The following is a 20,890-nucleotide window of genomic DNA, read 5'->3' on the forward strand; positions in this document are numbered from 1 at the left end:
CTCCACATACGCGGTAAGGGCATAGGGTGGCCCGGAATTGGTCGCCGGGTGGAGGATCGATGTCGAAGGACAAGACGCAGGCGCGGCGGGAGACGCTCGCCAGGATGCGTGCCGAGCAGAAGGCCAAGGAGCGCCGGACCGCGCTCCTGATGTGGGGCGGCGGCGGAGCCGTCATCCTCCTGCTCGTCGGCGTGGTGGGGTTCTACCTCGTCGACCAGTCGTCGAAGACCTCCCTGGACGCGGTCGCCAGCGCCAGCTACCCCGGCAGCCAGCACGTCCAGACCAAGGTCTCCTACAAGGAGAACCCGCCCATGGGCGGGGAGCACCACCCGTACTGGCAGAACTGCGGCATCTACGACGAGCCGATCAACAACGAGCACGCCGTGCACTCGATGGAGCACGGCGCCGTGTGGATCACCTACCGGCCCGACCTGCCCAAGGACCAGGTGGACATCCTCAAGGAGCACGCCTCGGCCGACTACATGCTCCTGAGCCCGTACCCCGGCCTGCCGGCCAAGGTCGTGGCCAGCTCCTGGAACAAGCAGCTCAAGCTGGACGGCGCCGACGACCCGCGCCTGGCCAGGTTCATCAAGAAGTACAAGCAGGGCCCCGACACCCCCGAGCTCGGCGCTGCCTGCACCGGCGGCGTGGACTTCACGGCCGCCGAGCAGCCGATCCCGACGACGGCGCCGAGCACGCCCGCCCCCGACCCCCACGCGAGCGAGTCGCCGAGCGCCACGCCGACCTCCTGACCCCCCGGGTGGGGGCCGCCGCGCAGGTACGGCGCGGCAGGCGTCCCGCGCCGGTCTCGGGCGGGCGGTGCGGAAGCGGCGGATCGAGGGCGGACGGCGGCCGGGGTCTCGGCCGCCCCGGCCACAGGACGGCGACGGTGACGACCGCGGAGACCGTCAGCAGGACGCCCAGCAGGACCTCCACGAGCACGGTGATCGACATGGTGACCGCCTCGACCTCACCGTAGAAGCGCTGCGCGGACGGGCCCCGCCGCCGGTGCCGCCCGCTCGGACGGCACCGCACCGCGGTGGCCGGGATGCCGGGCGGTGAAGGCCCCGTCCGCACCGGATTCCTCTATCCGTGCCCGGTGCGTACCAGCTCAAACACCCGGGACCGGACCCGTGGAGCACCCCTGCGGGCAGGGCCGGCGCGTTGACAAGACACGCGTGTGCTCTAGCCTGATGGGGCGAGGGGAGTACTTCCCAAGAGCCGGTCCCGGTCAATACGGATGCTTCGGAGCATCCCCGGGCGGCCGCCCGTCCCGCGCGGGTGAAGGAGACCTCGAACGATCACACGCGTTCGGGGAGACCTATGCCCGCTGAAGTGAACCTGCTCGCCGCCGACCTCCACACGATCGGCTCACCCGGGCTCTGGACGGTCAGCATCGCCGTCCTGCTGCTGCTCCTGGTCCTCGACTCCTTCCTGACCCGGCGCCCGCACGAGGTGCGCATGCGCGAGGCGGTCGGCTGGTCGGTCTTCTACATCGCCCTGCCCGTGCTGTTCGGCGTCTACCTGTGGGCGGCCCACGGCTCCACCGTCTCGGTGGAGTTCTTCACCGGCTACGTGGTGGAGAAGTCGCTCTCGGTGGACAACCTGTTCGTGTTCATGCTGCTGCTGGCCGCCTTCGCGGTCCCGGCCGCACTGGCCCAGCGGGTCCTGCTGTACGGGATCGTCGGGGCGCTGGTGCTGCGCGCGGTCTTCATCGCGCTCGGGGCGGCCGTCCTGCAGAGCGGCACCTGGGCGTTCCTGCTCTTCGGCGGGGTGCTGATCGTCACCGCGGTGAAGATCCTCAAGGACGCGCTGGGCGGGCACGAGCAGCAGGTCGACATCTCCTCCATGCGCACGGTCCGGCTGCTGCGCCGCTTCATGCCGGTCACGGACGACTACCGCGGCTTCCGCATGGTCGTCCGGGAGGGCGGCCGCCGCGCCCTGACCCCGCTGGCCCTGGCCGTCACGGCCGTCTTCGCCACCGACATCGTCTTCGCCGTCGACTCGGTGCCCGCGGTGTACGGCGTGACCGAGGACCCCTACCTCGTCTTCGCCACCAACGCCTTCGCCCTGATGGGCCTGCGGGCGCTCTACTTCGTGATGCAGGGGATCCTGACGAAGCTGCGCCACCTCAACCACGGGCTCAGCATCATCCTGGCCTTCATCGGGGTCAAGCTTGTCCTGCACTGGGCGCACGGCATCTGGACGTGGGTCCCGGAGATCCCCACCCCGCTCTCGCTGGGCGTCATCGTCGCGGTCCTGGCCACCGTCACGGCCACGAGCGTCTACGCCAACCGCAGGGACGAGCGGCGGGCCGCGCTCTCCTCGCCGGTGGGGCGCTGACGCCTCCCCGCCGGCGGGCCGCTCAGGCGAGCACCTGCGCGGGGGGCACCGCCTCCAGCCCGTGGGCCTCGGCCACGGGCCGGTTGGTCAGGTGCCCCTCGTGCGTGTTCAGCCCCAGGGCCAGCGCCGGGTCGCGGCGGAGCGCCTCCCGCCAGCCCAGCTCGGCGACGGCCAGGACGTAGGGCAGGGTCACGTTGGTCAGCGCGTAGGTCGAGGTGTGCGGGACGGCGCCCGGCATGTTCGCCACGCAGTAGAACACCGATTCGTGGACGCGGTAGGTCGGCTCGGCGTGGGTGGTCGGCCGGGAGTCCTCGAAGCAGCCGCCCTGGTCGATGGAGATGTCGACGAGGACCGAGCCGGGCCGCATCCGGGCCACCAGGTCGCTGCCGACCAGCGTGGGGGCCTTCGCACCGGGCACCAGCACCGCGCCGATGACCAGGTCGGCGTCCAGGACGGCGCGCTCGATCTCGTAGCTGTTCGACGCGACCGTACGGCAGTGCCCCCGGTAGACGGCGTCGGCCTGGCGGAGCCGGTCGACGCTCTTGTCGAGCAGCACCACCTCGGCGTGCATGCCCAGTGCGATGACCGCGGCGTTCATGCCGGACACGCCGGCGCCGATCACCACCACCCGGGCCGCGTGCACGCCCGGCACGCCCCCCATGAGCACGCCGCGCCCGCCGCCCTGGCGCATGAGGTGGTAGGCGCCGACCTGCGGGGCGAGCCGCCCGGCCACCTCCGACATCGGCGCCAGCAGGGGCAGGCGGCCGTCCGCGGTCTGCACGGTCTCGTAGGCCAGGCCGGTGACCCCGGACTCCAGCATGGCGCGGGTGCAGTCCGCGGAGGCGGCCAGGTGCAGGTAGGTGAAGAGCACCTGCCCCTTGCGCATCCGGTGGTACTCCTCGGGGACGGGCTCCTTCACCTTGAGGACGAGGTCGCCCGCCGCCCACACGTCGTCCGCGTCGTCCAGGATGGCCGCGCCCACCGCGGCGAAGTCGGCGTCGGGGATCGAGGACCCGGCTCCGGCGCCCTTCTCGACGAAGACCCGGTGGCCCTGCCGGACGAGCTCGTGGGCTCCCGCGGGGGTGAGGGCCACGCGGTACTCGTGGTTCTTCACCTCGCGGGGAACTGCGATCTTCACAACGCCTCCAGGGTCGCCTGCAGTCCTCTTCACTTTGCGTTCCCGGGGAAGAGGTCGCCATGCCCGGAGAGGAAGGAATCGATCGCCGTTGGTTACACCGTGTCAGCCTTGACCGCTCCCCGTGATCCCGGTGACGGAGGCCGACCGGCCGATTACGCACTCTTTGCGGAGATCGGTAGGCTCGCGCCAGCACACCTGGAGAGCGCGGGGAATTGACGATGGGTAAGCACTCGGGTCCCGCCGGACCGCCCGAGCCGCCGCCGGCTCCTGCCGGACCGCCCTACGGGGCGCCCGCGGACGTGCCTCCGGGGCCCCCGCCGTCAGGTCCGGATCCACAGGGCGGACCGGGACCGCAGGGCCCGCGGGGCGGGCCGGATCCGCAAGGCGGGCCGGGGCGGCCGGGCCCGCAGGACCGGCCGGAACCGCCGGGCGCGCCGGGACCGCGGGGGGCGGCGGGCCCGGCCGGGACGCACCGCCCCGGCGCCGGGCCGGTCCCCCCGGTGCCGGAGGGGCCGAGGGCGAGCCGGGCCACCACCGCCGTCCTCGTCGTGGCGCTGGTCCTGGTGGTGCTGACCACCGGCGTGCTCGCCACCGTCGCGGTGCTCATGACCCGCAACCCCGGCGTGCCGCTCGGCGCCCCGCCGCCGCAGCGGCTGCCCGCGCCCATCCACTTCGCCCCGGTCATCGCGCAGCTGCCGGGCCCCTGCACGACCCCCCAGGGCGTTCCCGATGACACCGGGCAGACGTGCTACGACGTCGCCGCGGGGGTGGACGTGACCGCCGTGCGGGGCATCGAGGCGATCCGGGAGGCGAGCGGCGCCTACGCGGTCCGCATCACCCTGGCACCCGCCTTCCAGGACCGGATCAACAGCCTGACCAGGGAGGCGGTCGACCAGCAGATCGCCATCGTCGTGGGCGGCACGGTGGTCGCCGCGCCCCGGGTCGACGAGGAGGTCACCGACGACAGCATGCTGATCGGCGGCTCCTTCACCAGGGAGCAGGCCGAGGCGATGGTCGCCCGGCTGCGCGGCGGCGCCTCCGGCGTGCCGCCCGCCACCCCGCCGCCCGGCGGTCCGACCGGGACGGCGCCCACCGGCGGCACGGTTCCCACGGGAGTCCCCACGGGAGCTCCCACCGGGCCCGCCGCGACGCCCCCGGCGGGCCAGGGCCAGGGCCAGGGCCAGGCCACGGCCCCCGCGGGCCAGGGGCAGGGTCAAGGCCAGGGCCAGGCCACGGCCCCCGCAGGCCAGGGGCGGGCCACGACGGCCCCCTCCTCCGCCTCCTCCGGCCGGACCGGCACGGCCGCGCGCCCCACCCCCCTCGCACCCGCCTCGGGCGGCAGGGATCCCCGGTACCGCACCTGCGAGGAGGCGGACCAGGAGGGCTACGGACCGTACAACAAGGAGACCCGCCCGGAGTACGCCTGGTACATCGACAAGGACCGGGACGGCACCGCCTGCGACGAGGGCGACCTGGCCTGACCGGACGCCGCCGCCGCGCCGCGCCCGGCGCCGCCCGCCCGATGACCCGCCGCGCACCGGGGCCGCCGCCCGCCCGGGGCCGGCGCGCCCGGTGGGTGCAGGCGGACGCCTCCCGGACGGAGCCGGCGGATCGGGTTGAGGACACGATGGTCAGTCAGACGACGGGCCGGACCTCACCGGGAGGCGTTCACCCGCGTCCTCGCTGTCAGCCGAGGACCTGCTCGACGGCGCCGATGCCGAAGTACACGGTGAAGACCAGCGCGACCGCCCACAGCAGCCACGGCACCTTGCCGGCCCGGCCCAGCGCCGCCTGGATCACCGTGTAGGCGATCACGCCCGCGCCGACGCCGTTGGTGATCCCGTAGGTGAACGGCATCACCGCGATCGTCAGGAACGCCGGGATCGCCAGCGACGGGTCGGTCCAGGGCACGTGCCGCGCCTGGGCCATCATCAGCGCGCCCACCAGCACCAGCGCAGGCGCCGCCGCGGCGGCCGGGACCACCGCCGCGAGCGGGGTGAACAGCAGCGACAGCGCGAACAGACCTCCGGTCACCAGGGAGGCCAGACCGGTCCTGGCCCCCTCGCCGACCCCGGCCGCCGACTCGACGAAGACCGTGCCGGCCGAGGCGCTGCAGAGCCCGCCGAGCGCCCCGGAGACGCCGTCGACCGTCAGGATGGCCCCCAGCCGGGGCACCCGGCCCCGCTCGTCCACCAGCCCGGCCTCGTCGCTGACCCCGATGATGGTGCCCATCGCGTCGAAGAACCCCGACAGCACGAGCGTGAACAGCACCACGGTGGCGGTCACCGCCCCCGCCCGGGCGAACCCGCCGAACAGGTCCACCCGGCCGACCAGCCCGAAGTCGGGCGCGGAGACCACCCCCTCCGGCACGCGCGGCACCACGACGCCCCAGCTCGCCGGATCGACCGCGGCCACCGCGTTCACCGCCACCGCGGCCACGGCCGTGACCGCGATGCTCACCAGGATGGCCGCCCGTACCCGGCGCACGTACAGCACGATCATCAGCAGCAGCCCGAGGCAGAACAGCGCCACCGGCCACCCCGACAGGTGCCCGGCCGCGCCCAGCTGCACGGGCGTGCCCGTGCCGCGCGCCACGAACCCGGCGTCCACCAGGCCGATCAGCGCGATGAACATGCCGATCCCCACGCTGATGGCGTGCTTCAGCGCGAGCGGGATGGCGTTCATGATGAGCTGCCGGAGCCCGGAGACGGCCAGCAGCACGATCACCAGGCCCTCCAGCACGACCAGCCCCATGGCCTGCGGCCAGGTCATGTACGGCGCGGCCTGGTAGGCGACCACCGCGTTCAGCCCCAGGCCCGCCGCCAGGCCGAACGGCGCGTTGCCGGCCACGGCCATCAGCAGGGTGCTGACCGCGGCGGTCAGCGCGGTCGCCGTGGTGAGCTGCGGGACCGAGAGCCGCGCCCCGGTGACGTCGACGGCGCCGGCCAGGATGATCGGGTTGAGCAGCAGGATGTAGGCCATCGCCATGAACGTGGTGACGCCGCCCCTGATCTCCCGGGCGACGGTCGTCCCCCGCGCGGACAGCTCGAACAGCCGGTCCACGGGCCCCCTCTCACACGCGGGGACGGCCCTCCTCCCGGCGCGCACGGCCGGGGCCGCCCCTCCGACACGCGGGGGACCCCCGCTTCCTACCCGCTCAGCGCGATGTCATGGGGGCGGATCGGCACCCGGGGCAGCTCCAGCCCGGTCGCGGCCCGCACGGCCGCCGCCACCGCCGGGGTCGAGGAGAGGGTGGGCGGCTCGCCCGCGCCCCGCAGGCCGTACGGCGCGTGCGGGTCGGGGTTCTCCAGGATCGACACCCGCATCGGCGGCATGTCCAGGACGGTGGGGATGAGGTAGTCGGTGAACGACGGGTTCAGCACCCGCCCCCCGCGCACCTGGACCTCCTCCATCAGCGCCAGCCCCAGCCCCTGCGCCGAGCCGCCGTGGATCTGCCCCTCCAGCGCGAGCCGGTTCAGGATCCGCCCCACGTCCTGCACGGCCGCCAGCTCCACCACCTTGACCAGGCCGAGCTCGACGTCGACGTCCACCACCGCCCGGTGCACGCACAGCGCGAGCTGGGTGTGGGAGTCGCCCTGCCCGGTGACCGGGTCCATCGGGAAGGTCGGCCGGTGGCGGTACTCGCGGGTCTCCTCCACCGGGCCGTGCCGCTCCAGGACCTCGGCGAGCGCGGCCCCGCCGGCCATCAGCGCCTCCAGCCGCCCCCGCACGGCCAGGCAGGCCGCGCGGACCGCGCCGCCGGTGACGTAGGACTGGCGGGAGGCCGACGAGGAACCCGCCGAGCCGACCGAGGTGTCGGCGCCCGCGACCGTCACCCGGTCGAGGCCCAGACCTCCCAGCTCGGTGCGGGCGATCTGCTCCTGGACCGTGACCAGTCCCTGGCCGACCTCGGCCGCCGCGGTGTGCACCAGCACGTGCGGCTCGCCGCCGAGCAGCTCCACGCGGACCCGCGCGGTGGAGTGGTCGTCGAAGCCCTCGGAGAAGCAGATGTTCTTGATGCCCACGCCGTACCCGACGCCGCGCCGCACCCCCTCGCCGCGGGTGGTCCGCCCGGCGCCGCCGGGTAGGTCGAACAGTCCGCCCGGGTTCTCCGGCGGCAGCGGCAGCGCGGCCAGCTCGCGGAGCATGTCCGCGAGCGGGGCGGGGGAGTCGACGACCTGCCCGGTGGCCAGGGCCGAGCCCTGGGAGACGGCGTTGCGGACGCGGACCTCGACCGGGTCCAGGCCGCACGCCTCGGCCAGTCTGTCCATCTGCGACTCGTAGGCGTAGCAGGCCTGCACCGCGCCGAAGCCGCGCATCGCGCCGCAGGGCGGGTTGTTGGTGTAGACGCCGTAGGCGTCGACGCGGACGTTGGGCACCTCGTACGGCCCGACGCCGAGCGAGGCGGCGTTGCCGACCACGGCGGAGGAGGAGGAGCAGTAGGCGCCGCCGTCGAGCAGGATCTCCGCCTTGACGTACAGCAGCCTCCCGTCCCGGGTGGCGCCGTGCTCGTAGCGCATCCGGGCCGGGTGCCGGTGCACGTGGCCGAGGAACGACTCCTCGCGGGTGTAGACCATCTTGACGGGCCGGCCGGTGCGCAGCGCCAGCATGCACGCGTGGACCTGCATGGACAGGTCCTCGCGGGCGCCGAACGCGCCGCCCACCCCGGCCAGCGCCAGCCGTACCTTCTCCGGCGGCAGGCCCAGGCAGGGCGCGATCTGGTCGCGGTCCACGTGCAGCCACTGGGTCGCGACGAACAGGTCCACCCCGCCGTCCTCGGCCGGCACCGCCAGGCCGGACTCCGGACCGAGGAAGGCCTGGTCCTGCATGCCGACCTCGTACTCGCCGGCGACCACGACGTCGGCGGCCACCTCGGCGGGGTCGAGGCCGACCCGGACCGGCTGGTGGCGCAGGACGTTGCCGCCCTCGTGGACCTTCGGGCAGTGCGGGTCGAAGGCGGCCCGGCGCGGGTCCGTCACCGGTTCGCGGACCTCGTACTCCACGGCGATCGCCGCGGCCGCCCGCCGGGCGCGCTCGGGGTGGTCGGCGGCGACCAGCGCCACCGGCTCGCCCTGGTGGCGGACCCGGTCCACGGCGAGCACCGGCTGGTCGGCGCGCTCCAGGCCGTAGAACTTCGCGCCGGGCACGTCCTCGTGGGTGAGCACGGCGAGCACGCCGGGCACGGCGAGGGCGGGTCCGGTGTCGACCGACCGGATCCACGCCGACGGGTGCGGGCTGCGCAGGGTGACGCCCCAGATCATGCCCGCCAGGTACAGGTCGGAGGAGTAGGCGAACTCGCCCGTCACCTTCGGCGTCCCGTCGGGGCGCAGCACGCTCTCCCCGATGCCCCGGTGCGGCCGTGTCTCGATTCCGCTCACCCTCGCAGTACATCAGCGCAGTTCGGGGCGGGTCCATGGCAGACAGCGCGGAACGGCGGGCCCGGCCGTTGGCGACTGTTGCGGTTCCCGCGGCCCGCCGGGGCGCTCAGGGCGCGGCGGCCCCCCTGACCGTCGGCCCCGCCGCGGACCCCGCCGGTCCCATCGCGGCCCCCGCCGCGGATCCCGTTGCGAGGCCCGTCGCGGACCCCGGGGGGGAGCCGGTCCCGCGCCGGGCGGCGAGGATCGCGGAGCGCTCCCGCAGCACCCGCTCCTCCAGCACGGTGTCCTCCACCGCCCGCACGGCCTCCAGGGCGCGGGCCGCGTAGCGCTCCGCCTGGTCGAGGTCCCCGAGCAGGCGGTGGGCGCGGGCGAGGCCGAGCAGGAGGTACGGCGCGGCGATGGTCATCTTCGCGGCCCGCGACAGGGACAGGCTCTCCTCGTAGTGGCGCCTGGCCGTCAGCGGGTCGCCGAGGTCCAGGTGGAGGTCGCCCAGCTTCTCCAGGACGCACGTCTCGTAGCGGAGATGGCCGATGCTCCGGCTCTCCGCCAGGGCCCTGCCGAGGGTCGGCAGGGCCTGGTCGCTCCGGCCGGTCCGGTGGAGCGCCTCGCCGAGCGTGAGCAGGGAGAAGCACTCCCCGGTCCGGTGCCCGATCGCCCGGCAGATCGCGAGCTGGGACTCGGCGCACCGGATGGCCTCCTCGTAGCGCCGCAGCTCGCCGTAGGCGTGGGCGAGCCCGCCCAGGGCCCGCTGCTCCCCCCACGGGTCGCCGAGTCCCCGGTAGAGGGCCAGCTGCCGCTCGTGGTGGGCGGCGGCCTCCGCGTACCGGTAGTTGGTGGTGTAGGCGTCGGCCAGGTGGTTGTGCCCCAGCGCCTCGACCAGGGGGTCGCCGAGCCGCTGGCCGGCGCGGAGCGCCGCGCGGCTGATCATGAGCGTGCGGGCGCGCAGGCCGTTGTAGAGGGTGTACCAGAAGAAGGCGAACACCAGGTGCGCGCCCAGGCGGACGGTCTCCCGGTCCTGCTCCGCCGATCGCTCCATGGCCTGGGAGGCGGCGGCCATGAGGTTGCGCCACTCGCGCTCCAGCCACCTGTCCGCCTCGTGCTCCGAGGCCAGCGGGACCGGGTTCGCCCCGGGGTCGACCCGGGACCGGACCAGCCGGGGGTGGCCGCCGAGCCGGACGGCGAGATGAGCCGTCGCGATGTACGTCCGCAGCGCCCGGTTCAGCGCGGCGGTGCCGGCCTCCCGGTCCTGGAGCGCCGCCTGTTCGCGGGCGAACAGCCGCACCAGGTCGTGCATGCGGTACCTGCCGGGCTCGTCGCACTCGACCAGGTGCGCGTCCACCAGCCGCTCCAGCGCCCGCTCCGCCGTGTCGGCGGGCTCGTCGAGGAGGGCGCCGACGACGTGGGCCGTCACGTCGGCCACCTGGAGCACGCCGAGCATGCGCAGGGTCCGGGCGGCGGTCCGGTCGAGCGGGTGCGCGCTGCCGGCCAGCAGGTCGTAGCTGACCGCCAGGCTGGAGCGGACCGCCAGGTCGCCCGTCTCCAGCTCGTGCAGCCGCCGCCGCTCGTCCTCCAGCCGCTCCACCAGGTCGGCCACCGCCCAGCGCGGCCGGTTCGCCAGCCGGGCCCCGGCGATGCCCACGGCAAGGGGCAGCCCCCCGCACAGCTCGATCAGCCGGCCGGTCGCCCGGACGTCCTCGGCGGCGCGTTCGGCGCCGGCCACCTTCGCGAACATGGCCGCGGCCTCGGTCGCGCGCATCTCGCCGATGCGCACCCGCACGCAGTCGTCGACCAGGGCGAAGTTCTCCCTGCTGGTGGCCAGGATCGCGTTGCCCGCCGGGACCGACAGCAGCGGGCGGATCTGGGCCAGGTCCGCCGCGTCGTCCAGCACGACGAGGACCCGCCGCCCGGCGAGCCTGCTGCGCCACAGGGCCGCCGCCTCGTCCACGTCGTCCGGTACGGCCTGCGCGGGCACCCCCAGGTCGCGCAGGAAGCGGCCGAGCACCTCCAGCGGCTCCAGCCGCCGGATGCCGGGCGTCGCCCCGTGCAGGTCGGCGTAGAGCTGCCCGTCGGGGAAGCCGTCGCCGACCGCGTGCGCGGCCCGCACGGCCAGCGCCGACTTGCCGGACCCGGGCGGGCCGGTGATCGCGACCACGTGGTGCGGCGGGCCGCCGTCCCAGGGGGCGAGCAGCGAGCGGAGCCGGACGAGCTCCTCGCTGCGCCCGACGAAGCCCGCGAGGTCGCGCGGGAGCTGGCGGGGCACCCCCGTCCGGGCCCCGGCGGGCCGCGCACCCCGGCCGGGGGGAGGGGCGGGCGCCTCCGGGGCCGGGCCGGGCCCGGCCCCGGAGGTGAGGATGCGCCGGTGGAGGTCCTGGACGGCGCGGCCCGGCTCCAGGCCGGTCTCCGCCACGAGGACCTCCCGCAGCCGCCGGTACGCGGCGAGGGCGCCGGCCCGGTCCCCCGACCGGTGCAGGGCCAGCATGAGCTGCCGCCAGAGCCCTTCCCGCAGCGGGTGCGCCGTGACCGCCGGGCGCAGGTCGGAGACCGCCTCGGCGTACCTGCCCAGGCGGATCCGGAGCTCCGCCAGCTCCTCCAGCACGGAGACCCGCTCCCCGGCCAGGCGGTCGGCGGCGTCGTCCAGGAAGCGGCTCCCGCCGGAGTCCTGGAGGGGCTCGCCCCGCCACAGCCCCAGCGCCTGCTCGAAGCGCCGGCACGCGGCCTCGGCGTCCCCCTCGCGGGCGGACCGCCTGCCCTGCCGTACCAGGTCCTGGAAGACGAGGAGGTCGAGCTCGCCGGGCGGGACGGCGATGAGGTAGCCGGTCCCGTGGGTCCGGATCGGCGCCGAGCGGGGGCCGCCGGGGGACAGCAGCTTCCGCACCGTGTGGACGTAGGTCTTGAGGTTCTGCTCGGCGGACGGGGGAGGCGAGCCGTCCCACAGGGCGTCCAGCAGGCGGTCGGCGGAGACGGGCGTGTTGGCATCGAGGAGGAGCGTCGCCAGCAGCTGCCGGTGCTTGCGGCGCCGGAGCGGGACCGCCCCGCCGTCGGCGTCGCACACCGCCAGGGCACCCAGCACTGAGAATCTCACCCGATGAGCTCCCGCCTCGGCGGGCGTGCGGCCGGACCCGGACGCCCGCGCCGAGCTTCAGGGGGAGATGTTATTTGATCGACCGGTCCGGTCAAAGGCTTCCGAATCATGATGGTCTGTAATGTATTGGCGGTGTATCGACGGCGGATCGAATGGCGTTTATCCCCCTGGGGACGCGTCGGCGGCAGGGTGTCCGCGCCGTTCCGGGCGCCGTCCCGCGGCGCGGGGAATTCACCGCCGGCCGATGACCCCGGTGGAACGGGCCGCGCAGGAACGGACTGCGGCGGGAGGCCGGACGGAAAGGCGGCGGGGTGATTCTCCGCGATGTGCGGAGGGTCCGGGGAAAGGAAACCGGAGGGCATTCCCCGGGCTTCCGGCCGTGGAATGCCCCGGCCTGTCCGATGGATTTCCGCCCGCTCTTGTGCCGGTCTCCGAAATATGGTTTTCTCGCGTGTGCCGTTAGTTATCGCGGGGGCGGACCGGAATGCGATCGTGGGGAGCGGGACATGGAGTGGACGCTCGGCGTCCCCCGTGTTCTCCACGGGATTCGCACGCCGAGCGTCCCTGGCGTGGCGATGCGGCGGGACGCTGCCCGTCTCAGCAGGTCAGAGCGGCTTCCCGGCCTCAGGTGCGAGCCGTGGCCGCCTTAGTCGGCGTGGCCGACCGGGCCGTACTGAACCGCGATCCCGGCCGCCTCGGAGGGAGACGAAGCAGCGCTCGCCGCCGTAGCATTGGCCGAAACGGCGAACAGGGCCGTGAGCACGGTGGCGAGGGCGGAGATGGCAAGACGTCGACGCACGGGGAGACTCCTGTCGTAGGTTCTGCTGCTCGACCAACATCTTTCAAGGAGCAACGTGGCTGGTCAAGACTTGGTCGGACAGCGTATCAAGACCATGCGCCGTCAGCGTGGCCTCTCCCAGGCCCAGCTCGCGCATCCCGAACTGTCCGACAGCTATGTCTCCCTCATTGAGAGCGGCAAGCGCACGCCGACTCCCGCGGTGCTGGAACTGCTGGCGCGGAAACTCGACTGCTCGCTCACCTACCTGGTCAACGGCGTGACCGCCGAGCAGATGCGCGAGATCGAGCTGGGGCTGGGCTACGCCCACCTGGCGATGGAGAACGGCGAGGTCGCGGAGGCGCGCACCCGCTACGCCGAGCTGCTCGCCGACGACGGCCTCGCCGGGCTGCCGCAGCTCCGGCAGGAGGCCGAGTACGGGCTGGCGCTCGCCTCTCAGGCCTGCGGCGACCTGGACGCGGCGATCGACCTGCTGAACGGGCTGCGCGGGCGGGACGCCTCCGAGATCTCCCCCGAGCGGAACATCGACGTCGTGACCCAGCTCTCCCGCTGCTACCGGGAGAAGGGGGAGCTGGCACTGGCCGTGCGCATCGTGGAGGAGGTCCTCGGCGGGGCGGACCGGCCCGCCTGGGACGACGGCCTCATCCGGCTGGGCGTGCAGCTCCTGGCGGCCTACATCGACCGGGGCGACCTGCTGCGCGCCGGCCACTTCTGCGCCGAGCTCGTCGCCGCGGCCGAGGCGCTCGGCACGCCGCTGGCGCTGACCCTCGCGCACTGGGAGGCCGCGATCCTGGCCTCCCAGACCGGTCAGGGCGAGCAGGCCGTCGCCCACTTCGAAAGGGCCCTGGCCATCCAGTCGGAGCAGGGCGACCCCCGCCGCTACGCGCGCCTCCGCAACGACTACGCGATGATCATGCTGGAGATCCGCCCCGCGGAGGCGCGGGCCTGGCGCGACCTGCTGCTGAAGGTGGAGAGGGAGCTCGCGGAGAGCTCCGCCAACGCGATGGACAAGATGCGCTGCGCCATGAGCATCGCCCGGGCCGAGCTCCTGCTGGGCTCCCCCGAGCAGGCGGAGCTGCACATCCGCCCGGTCCTTTCCATGCTCGACGGCATGCCGGAGGACATGCAGGCCGACGTGCGCGTCCTGGCCGGCCGCGCCCTCGCCGAGCTCGGCAGGGCGGAGGAGGCCGTGCGCGAGCTGGAGAAGGCGACCGAACTGCTGGGCCCGCTGCCGAGCACCCACTTCACCACGCGCTCGTGGCTCACCGCCGCCGAGATCCTGGAGCGGATCGACGAGCACGGGCGGAGCGTGGAGGCCTACCGGCGGGCCCTTTCCGGCGTGGGCCTGTAGCCCGGCGCGCCGGCCGGAGCGGGCACGGGGGTAGGGACCGGCCGGTGGCGTCGGTAGCCTTGGGGGTGCCATGAAGACTTCCCCTTTCGCGGCCGTTCTCGCGCTGCTCGCGACCCTCGTCCTCGGCACGGCGCTCGCCTCGCCGGCCCTCGCCCACGACGCCCTCAAGAGCAGCGACCCTGCCGCGGGGGCGGAGGTCGAGAGCCTGGAGGAGGTGAAGCTGACCTTCACCGCCCGGGTGCGGTTCCCGGCCGTCGTGGTGCGGGCCGCGGACGGCACGCCGTACCACGAGGGCAAGCCCGCCGTCGACGGGCCCGTGGTGACCCAGCCGGTCAAGGACGGCCTTCCGGCGGGCAAGTACGTCATCGCCTACCGGGTGGTCTCCTCCGACGGGCACCCCATCGAGGGGGAGATCCCGTTCACCCTCACCGGGGCGCCGGAGGCGGAGCCGTCCGGGAGCGCCGCCCCGGAGACCGGTCCCGGCGGGACGGCGTCCTCCGAGGCGGCCCCCCAGGCGACGTCCCCGGCGACGTCCGAGCCGACCGGCGCAGCGGCGAGCGCTCCCGCGGAGATCTCCCCGGCCCCGGCGGCCGGCGCGGAGGACTCCGGCGGCGTGCCCGGCTGGGCGTGGCTGGTCTTCGGCGGCGTCACCGGCATCGGCATCGGCCTGTTCCTCAGCATGCGCAACAAGAAGCAGCCGTGAGGGGGCCGGCCGTGGGGCGCGCCGGCCCCGCCCGCCCGGCCGCCGGGACCGGCCGGACCGCGAGGCTCGCCCTGGCGGGCGCCGGCGCGGCCGCGGCCGCCCTGGGGGCGGCGATGGTCGCCGGCGGCGCCGCGACCCCCCGGATCATCCCCGGGCTGCCCGACGAGGGCGCGCTCACCCGCTGGGGGCTGCCGGTCTCCAAGCTGGTGCTGGACGCGGCCGGCGTGCTGACCGTGGGCGCGCTGCTGGCCGCCGCGATCCTGCTCCCCAGCGACAAGGGCCTGCTCGGCAGGCCCGCCCTCGCCTACGTCAGGGCCGCCTCCTGGCTGGCGCTCGTCTGGGCGGGCGCCGCGGCGGCGGTGATGGTCTTCAGCCTCTCCGACGCCTTCGGCATGCCCCTGACCGACCTGCTCGCCGACCCGGCGTTCGGGAACTACCTCACCAGCTACGCCGGCCAGGTCTCCCAGGGCATCGCGCTCACCCTGGTCGTGCTGTTCGCGGTGGCCGTCGCGCTGTTCGCCCGCGGGGCGATCACCGTGGGCTCGGCGGGCGGCCTGCTCGTGCTCGCGCTGGCGGCCCTGCTCCCGCCCGCGCTGACCGGTCACTCCTCCTCCGCGCCCAACCACGACCTGGCCACCACCGGCGTCGCCGTGCACCTGCTGGTCCTGGCGCTGTGGGTGGGCGGCCTCGCCGTGCTCTGCGCCCACGCGCTCCGGCGGCAGCCGCACCTGGAGACCGCCGCCGCCCGCTTCTCCACCATGGCGCTGTGGTGCTTCGCCGGGGCCGGGCTGTCCGGCGTGTTCAGCGTGATCGCGCGGCTCACCTCGGTCTCGGAGGTGTTCACCTCCGCCTACGGCCTGATCCTGCTGGCCAAGGTCGCGCTGTTCGCGGTGCTCGGCGTCATCGGCTGGTGGCACCGCAGCCGCACCCTGCCGAGCCTCGCCGCCGGCGGGAGCCGGACGTTCGTCCGGTTCGCCACCGGGGAGATCGTGATCATGGCGGTGGCCGTGGGGCTGGCGGTCGCGCTCTCCCGCACCGCGCCGCCCCCGGCGATCACCCCGGTCGACCGGGCCTTCGAGCTGCTGGGCTACACCATGCCGCCGGAGATCTCCCTGGCGAACCTGGCCTCGCTCTGGTGGCTCGACCTGTTCTCCGGCACGCTGGCCGTGCTGCTCGGCGGCCTCTACGTCGCCGGTGTGGTGCGGCTGCGCCGGCGCGGCGACTCCTGGCCGTGGGGCCGGACCGCGGCCTGGCTCACCGGCGTGCTGATCCTGGTCATCGCCACCCAGAGCGGCGTCGCCCGCTACGCCAAGGTGCTGTTCAGCGTGCACATGGCCGAGCACATGACGCTCTCCATGCTCGTCCCGATCTTCCTGGTGCTCGGCGCGCCGGTCACGCTGGCGCTGCGCGCGCTCAAGCCCGCCGCCCGCCGGGGCGACCGCGGTCCCCGCGAGTGGCTGACCGTGATCCTGCACAGCCGGTACATGCGTTTCGTCGGCCACCCGGCGATCGCCACCACGATCTTCATCGTCTCCACCTACGCGCTGTACTTCACCCCGCTGTTCGAGGCGGCGATGGAGGAGCACCTGGGCCACATCGCGATGACGGTGCACTTCCTGGTCAGCGGCTGCCTGTTCTTCTGGGTGATCATCGGGGTCGACCCGGCGCCCCACCGGCTGCCGCACGTCGCCCGGCTGCTCGTGCTGTTCGCGACGATGCCCTTCCACGCGTTCTTCGGCATCGCGCTGATGAGCATGGGCACCGTGCTGGCGGAGGGCTGGTACGGGCAGCTGGGCCGCACCTGGGGCGTCTCCCCGCTCGCCGACCAGCAGACCGGCGGCGCCATCGCCTGGGGCTTCGGAGAGGTCCCGACGCTGCTCGTGCTGCTCGCGCTGGCGGTGCAGTGGTGGCGGGCCGACGACCGCCTGGCGCGCCGGGCCGACCGGCGGGCCGACGCCGCCGCGGCCCGCACGGGCGGCAGCGGAGACGCCGAGCTCGACGCCTACAACGATTTTCTGGCAAAGCTCAACAAGCGTGATCGCGCCGAGTAGCCCCGCCGTTACGGCGTTCTATCCCCTCACCTCCGCCTTAGGCACCGCCGGGTAGCCTTTCGGGCAGGGGGAATGGGTAGTCATCTCATCGTGCGCGGCGGTCCGCCGCCGCGCACCGCGTTCATTCACGTACCCGGTCGGGGGATCGGTGAGCGCCGCGTGCGCATCAGGAGGGGTTGAGGATGTCCGAAGAGCTTCGCATGCGCGGGGGGCGGAGCCTCGCCCAGGCTCTGGAGGAGTACCTCGCCGACTGGTCGGCGCGTACGGGGATCACCGTGGAGGTGTGGGCGCTGCCCGCCCGCGACACCTCCCACGTGGTCGTCCGCGCGGTCCTGGCCACCCTGGAGGAGGCGCTGTCGAACGTCGAGCGGCACAGCATGGCCGCGCTCGTCTCGGTCGCGGTCACCCTGGGCAGGAGCGGCCTGCGCATGACGGTGAGCGACCACGGGATCGGCTTCGACGGCGCGGCCACCGGCCGGGGCGTCGCCGCGATGCGGGCCCGCCTGGCGGAGATCGGCGGCACGCTCACCGTCAACGGGGTGCCGGGCGGCGGCACCACGGTGACCGCGACGGTGCCGCGCGGACGGGTCTGAGCCGGCCTCCGCGGACCGGCGCCCGCGCGCAGCGGGCCCGAGAGGCGCCGTGATGACTCCGGCGGCCTCCGCGGACCGGCGCCCGCGCGCAGCGGGACCGGCCGGGCAGGGCAGGAGCCCCCGCCGCGGACGGCGGGGCGGCTCCCTGGGGGGCCCTGATCCTCCGGTCCCCGGCCGCTCAGGGCAGGGTCAGGATCTCGTGGCCGGTCTCGGTGACGAGGACGGTGTGCTCGAACTGGGCGGTCCGCTTGCGGTCCTTCGTCACGGCGGTCCAGCCGTCCGGCCAGATGTCGTACTCGATGGTGCCGAGCGTCAGCATGGGTTCGATGGTGAACGTCATGCCGGGCTCCATCGTGACCGCCAGCGACGGGTCGTCGTAGTGCGGGACGATCAGGCCGGAGTGGAAGGTCGTGCCGATGCCGTGGCCGGTGAAGTCGCGGACCACGCCGTAGCCGAACCGCTTGGCGTAGGCCTCGATGACCCGGCCGATCACGTTGAGCTGCCGCCCCGGCGCGACGGCCTTGATGGCGCGGGCGGTCGCCTCGCGGGTCCGCTCGACCAGCAGGCGCGACTCCTCGTCGACCTCGCCCACCAGGAAGGTGGCGTCGGTGTCGCCGTGCACGCCGCCGATGAAGGCGGTGATGTCGACGTTGACGATGTCGCCGTCGCGCAGCACCGTGTCGTCCGGGATGCCGTGGCAGATCACCTCGTTGATCGAGGTGCACAGGGACTTGGGGTAGCCGCGGTAGCCGAGGGTGCTGGGGTAGGCGCCGTGGTCGAGCAGGAACTCGTGGCCGATGCGGTCGAGCTCGTCGGTGGTGACGCCCGGCCGCACGTGCCGGCCGACCTCTTCGAGCGCCTGCGCGGCGATCCGGCCGGCGATCCGCATCCGCTCGATGATCTCCGGAGTCTTGACGTCGGGCTCACCGGTCCTGGGCGTTTTCTTCCCGACGTACTCCGGCCGCTGGATGTGGGCGGGGACCTTGCGCATGGGCGAGACCCGCCCGGGCTGGAGCACTGTCGTCATGGTTTCACAGTCTAGTTGCCGTCCGTACCGGGCAGGATTCGGTCATGGGTGATCAATGGTGGTTCTGCCTGAAGCACATGGCGGTCGAGCCCGAGCGGGGCTGCCCGGACAAGGACCGCATGGGGCCGTACGAGACCCGGCAGGCCGCGGCCGACGCGCTGAAGACCGCGGCCGACCGCAACGAGAGGTGGAAGGACGAGGACCGGGAGTGGGAGGGGGAGGCGGCCGACTGAGCCGCCCGGCCCCGGCGGTTCCGGTGGCTCCGGCGGCGCGCGGGCGCTAGTCGGGGACGTGCGGACCGCTGAGCCGCTCCAGCAGGCGGGCGAGGCGGGCGCGCAGGCCGGCGGGGCGGTCCGCGCGCCCCGCCTCGCCCGCCGCCATGCTGACCAGGTGCTGGGCGCCGTCGAAGGAGAGCGGGGCCTGCGCCGGGACCGCCAGGGCGTCGTGGGCCAGGCCCTCCAGCTCGGGGTCGCCGCCGTCCAGGGCGAGGATCGTCGCCCCGGTACGGCGGGCGTCGCTCACCCGCTCCAGCAGCGGGTCGGGCGCCCGCTCCTCCGCCACCACGAACAGCGTCTCCCCCCGCCGGGCCTGCTCGATCCGCTCCAGGCCGACCCGCAGATGGGGCGGGGCGCCCGGCGGCGGGGACCATCGGACCAGCGTGGGGGCGAGCTGGGGCAGTCCGGAGAGCCGGGCCTCGTCGCCCAGGTGCGCGGCCAGGTGCCAGGGCTCCTCGGCGGGGGTGCCGACCACCAGCAGGCCGCCGGGGGAGCGGGTCGCGCGCAGGGCGAGCCCCAGCGCGCGCGTGCGCTCGACCCACCCGGTCGACTCCAGGATCTCCCGCAGCAGTGCCACCGATCCACCGTCCATGCGCCCCATCGTGCCTCAGGCCCCCTGGGTTCGTCCGCCGAACCCGGACCTGGCATCATCGGGCGTGGAGGCGGGCCGGACCCCGGGCGGGCCGCTCGCCCCGGCAGAGCGTGACCGCACGCACCGCGGCCGGCGGGCCCGGCCCCGCGGCGGCCGAGAGCGACGAGGAGCGACGAGTGAGCACCGATCTTCCGGACGTGGGCGGGCTGTCCATCGGCATCCTGGGCGGCACCGGCGACCAGGGCAAGGGCCTGGCCAGGCGGTTCGCCCTGGCCGGGCACACCGTCTGGATCGGGTCGCGCAGCGAGGAGCGGGCGCGGGAGGCGGCCGCCTCGATCGGCGGCGGCGCGCGCGGGGCGGACAACGCGACCGTGGCGGCCGAGGCCGACGTCGTGATCGTGGCCGTGCCGTGGGACGGCCACAAGGCCACCCTGGAGGCGCTCCGCGCCGAGCTGACCGGGAAGATCGTCGTCGACTGCGTCAACCCGCTGGGCTTCGACAAGCAGGGCGCCTACGCCCTGCCCGTCGAGGAGGGCAGCGCCGCCCAGCAGGCCGCGGCCGTCCTGCCCGGCAGCCGCGTGGTCGCCGCCTTCCACCACGTCTCGGCCGTCCTGCTGCTGGACCCGGAGGTCGAGAAGGTCGACCTCGACGTGCTCGTCCTGGGCGACGACCGGGAGGCCACCGACACCGTCCAGGCCCTGGCCGGGCGGATCCCCGGCGTCCGCGGCGTGTACGGCGGCCGCCTGCGCAACGCCCACCAGGTGGAGGCGCTGACCGCCAACCTGATCTCCGTCAATCGCCGCTACAAGGCCCACGCCGGCCTCCGCCTCACCGACGTCTGACCGACGTCTGACCGACGTCCTCCCGGCGCCCGGCCGGGCGCCCGGCCGGGCGCCCGGCGGGGCGGCCCGCCGCCCCGCCCCGGGCGCGGCGGGTCAGATCCAGCCGGCGTCCTGCGCGATGCGGATCGCGTCGACCTTGTTGCGGGCGCCGGTCTTGGCGATGGCGCCCGTCAGGTAGTTGCGCACCGTCCCGGACGACAGGTGCAGCCGGGCGGCGATCTCCTCCGCCGGGGCGCCGCGCGCGGCCTCGGCGAGCACCTCGCGCTCGCGGGGGGTCAGCGGGCTGGAGCCGTACTCCATGGCGGCGGCGACCAGCTCCGGGTCGAGCACCCGCAGCCCCTGCGCGGTGCGGCGGACCGCGTCGGCCAGGCGGTCGCCGGGGGCGTCCTTGACCAGGAACGCCTCGATGCCGCAGCCCAGCGCCCGGCGGACCTGGCCGGGCCGGCCCAGCGCGGTGAGCACCAGGACGCGGCAGCCGGGCAGCCGCTCGCGCAGCTCCACCGAGGCCGTGATGCCGTCGACGCCGGGCAGGTCGATGTCCAGGACCGCCACGTCCGGCCGGGACCGCAGGGCGGCCGGGACGATCTCGTCGCCCCGGACGACCTCGGCGACCACCTCGATGTCGGACTCCAGCCGGAGCAGCGCGACGAGCGCCGACCGGATCATGTGCATGTCCTCGGCGAGCAGCACCCGGATCACGCGGCCGCCTCCGCCGCGGG

17 protein-coding genes are annotated in these 20,890 nt (G+C 74.6%); 9 read left to right on the top strand and 8 right to left on the bottom strand.

Going from position 1 to position 20,890, the window contains the following annotated elements; translation table 11 throughout:
• Positions 1–59: 59 nt before the first annotated feature.
• Both ABD823_RS20455 and ABD823_RS20460 read left to right on the top strand, forming a co-directional pair.
• Entirely contained in the window at positions 60–752 is a 693-nt protein-coding gene (locus tag ABD823_RS20455) for a thioredoxin-like domain-containing protein (RefSeq protein WP_344861949.1), read from the top strand.
• Positions 753–1,323: 571 nt separating this feature from the next.
• Positions 1,324–2,343 carry a TerC/Alx family metal homeostasis membrane protein gene (locus ABD823_RS20460; protein WP_344861950.1) on the top strand — a complete coding sequence of 340 codons (1,020 nt, stop codon included), beginning with the start codon at positions 1,324–1,326 and terminating at the stop codon, positions 2,341–2,343.
• 22 nt (positions 2,344–2,365) lie between these two features.
• Here ABD823_RS20460 and ald read toward each other — a convergent pair whose 3' ends face one another.
• Complete coding sequence (gene ald, locus ABD823_RS20465) at positions 2,366–3,481, bottom strand: alanine dehydrogenase (RefSeq protein ID WP_344861952.1); 1,116 nt, start codon at positions 3,479–3,481, stop codon at positions 2,366–2,368.
• Positions 3,482–3,981: 500 nt separating this feature from the next.
• Between ald and ABD823_RS20470 the strand changes: the two genes are divergently transcribed.
• Positions 3,982–4,962: an excalibur calcium-binding domain-containing protein gene (locus tag ABD823_RS20470; protein ID WP_344861954.1), complete on the top strand. Its 981-nt coding sequence runs from the start codon at positions 3,982–3,984 to the stop codon at positions 4,960–4,962.
• 205 nt (positions 4,963–5,167) lie between these two features.
• Here the strand turns inward: ABD823_RS20470 and ABD823_RS20475 are convergent, their stop codons facing one another.
• The 4 genes from ABD823_RS20475 to ABD823_RS20490 all read right to left on the bottom strand — a co-directional run bounded on the left by ABD823_RS20475 (position 5,168) and on the right by ABD823_RS20490 (position 12,740).
• On the bottom strand, positions 5,168–6,544 hold the full coding sequence (locus ABD823_RS20475; RefSeq protein WP_344861956.1) for an NCS2 family permease: 1,377 nt from the start codon (positions 6,542–6,544) through the stop codon (positions 5,168–5,170).
• An 86-nt stretch (positions 6,545–6,630) separates the two neighbouring features.
• On the bottom strand, positions 6,631–8,859 hold the full coding sequence (locus tag ABD823_RS20480) for a molybdopterin cofactor-binding domain-containing protein (RefSeq protein WP_344861958.1): 2,229 nt from the start codon (positions 8,857–8,859) through the stop codon (positions 6,631–6,633).
• Between the two features lie 106 nt (positions 8,860–8,965).
• Positions 8,966–11,941, bottom strand: a complete 2,976-nt coding sequence (locus ABD823_RS20485; protein ID WP_344861960.1) for an AfsR/SARP family transcriptional regulator — start codon at positions 11,939–11,941, stop codon at positions 8,966–8,968.
• Positions 11,942–12,587: 646 nt separating this feature from the next.
• Positions 12,588–12,740, bottom strand: a complete 153-nt coding sequence (locus tag ABD823_RS20490) for a hypothetical protein (protein WP_344861962.1) — start codon at positions 12,738–12,740, stop codon at positions 12,588–12,590.
• A 55-nt stretch (positions 12,741–12,795) separates the two neighbouring features.
• Here ABD823_RS20490 and ABD823_RS20495 point away from each other — a divergent pair, with 55 nt between their 5' ends.
• The 4 genes from ABD823_RS20495 (at position 12,796) to ABD823_RS20510 (ending at position 17,435) form a co-directional block, all read left to right on the top strand.
• A complete protein-coding gene (locus tag ABD823_RS20495) occupies positions 12,796–14,088 on the top strand; it encodes a helix-turn-helix domain-containing protein (protein ID WP_344861963.1) in 1,293 nt (430 codons plus the stop codon).
• A 70-nt stretch (positions 14,089–14,158) separates the two neighbouring features.
• Entirely contained in the window at positions 14,159–14,791 is a 633-nt protein-coding gene (locus ABD823_RS20500) for a copper resistance CopC family protein (RefSeq protein ID WP_344861965.1), read from the top strand.
• Positions 14,788–16,842 (top strand): bifunctional copper resistance protein CopD/cytochrome c oxidase assembly protein, encoded by a 2,055-nt coding sequence (locus ABD823_RS20505; protein ID WP_344861967.1) that lies wholly within the window; start codon positions 14,788–14,790, stop codon positions 16,840–16,842. Before ABD823_RS20500 ends, ABD823_RS20505 begins: the two co-directional genes overlap by 4 nt.
• 182 nt (positions 16,843–17,024) lie before the next feature.
• Positions 17,025–17,435, top strand: coding sequence for a sensor histidine kinase (locus ABD823_RS20510; protein ID WP_344861969.1), 411 nt, complete (start codon positions 17,025–17,027; stop codon positions 17,433–17,435).
• A 178-nt stretch (positions 17,436–17,613) separates the two neighbouring features.
• Here the strand turns inward: ABD823_RS20510 and map are convergent, their stop codons facing one another.
• On the bottom strand, positions 17,614–18,462 hold the full coding sequence (gene map / locus ABD823_RS20515; protein ID WP_344861971.1) for a type I methionyl aminopeptidase: 849 nt from the start codon (positions 18,460–18,462) through the stop codon (positions 17,614–17,616).
• 44 nt (positions 18,463–18,506) lie between these two features.
• Between map and ABD823_RS20520 the strand changes: the two genes are divergently transcribed.
• On the top strand, positions 18,507–18,695 hold the full coding sequence (locus ABD823_RS20520) for a hypothetical protein (RefSeq protein WP_344861974.1): 189 nt from the start codon (positions 18,507–18,509) through the stop codon (positions 18,693–18,695).
• Positions 18,696–18,741: 46 nt separating this feature from the next.
• Here ABD823_RS20520 and ABD823_RS20525 read toward each other — a convergent pair whose 3' ends face one another.
• Entirely contained in the window at positions 18,742–19,329 is a 588-nt protein-coding gene (locus ABD823_RS20525; RefSeq protein ID WP_344861976.1) for a hypothetical protein, read from the bottom strand.
• A 176-nt stretch (positions 19,330–19,505) separates the two neighbouring features.
• Here ABD823_RS20525 and npdG point away from each other — a divergent pair, with 176 nt between their 5' ends.
• Entirely contained in the window at positions 19,506–20,171 is a 666-nt protein-coding gene (gene npdG, locus ABD823_RS20530; protein WP_344861978.1) for an NADPH-dependent F420 reductase, read from the top strand.
• Positions 20,172–20,264: 93 nt separating this feature from the next.
• Here npdG and ABD823_RS20535 read toward each other — a convergent pair whose 3' ends face one another.
• Complete coding sequence (locus tag ABD823_RS20535) at positions 20,265–20,870, bottom strand: response regulator transcription factor (protein ID WP_344861980.1); 606 nt, start codon at positions 20,868–20,870, stop codon at positions 20,265–20,267.
• Positions 20,871–20,890 lie beyond the last annotated feature (20 nt).

The sequence above is a fragment of the Planomonospora alba genome (assembly GCF_039534085.1).
In the GTDB taxonomy this organism is placed as follows: domain Bacteria; phylum Actinomycetota; class Actinomycetes; order Streptosporangiales; family Streptosporangiaceae; genus Planomonospora_B; species Planomonospora_B alba.

What these genes read in the sequence shown, in the direction of transcription:
- ABD823_RS20510 (WP_344861969.1), top strand. Translation starts at nt 17,025, where the DNA reads ATGTCCGAAGAGCTTCGCATGCGCGGGGGGCGGAGCCTCGCCCAGGCT.
- ABD823_RS20525 (WP_344861976.1), bottom strand. Translation starts at nt 19,329, where the DNA reads ATGGACGGTGGATCGGTGGCACTGCTGCGGGAGATCCTGGAGTCGACC.
- ABD823_RS20520 (WP_344861974.1), top strand. Translation starts at nt 18,507, where the DNA reads ATGGGTGATCAATGGTGGTTCTGCCTGAAGCACATGGCGGTCGAGCCC.
- map (WP_344861971.1), bottom strand. Translation starts at nt 18,462, where the DNA reads ATGACGACAGTGCTCCAGCCCGGGCGGGTCTCGCCCATGCGCAAGGTC.
- ABD823_RS20455 (WP_344861949.1), top strand. Translation starts at nt 60, where the DNA reads ATGTCGAAGGACAAGACGCAGGCGCGGCGGGAGACGCTCGCCAGGATG.
- ABD823_RS20460 (WP_344861950.1), top strand. Translation starts at nt 1,324, where the DNA reads ATGCCCGCTGAAGTGAACCTGCTCGCCGCCGACCTCCACACGATCGGC.
- ABD823_RS20500 (WP_344861965.1), top strand. Translation starts at nt 14,159, where the DNA reads ATGAAGACTTCCCCTTTCGCGGCCGTTCTCGCGCTGCTCGCGACCCTC.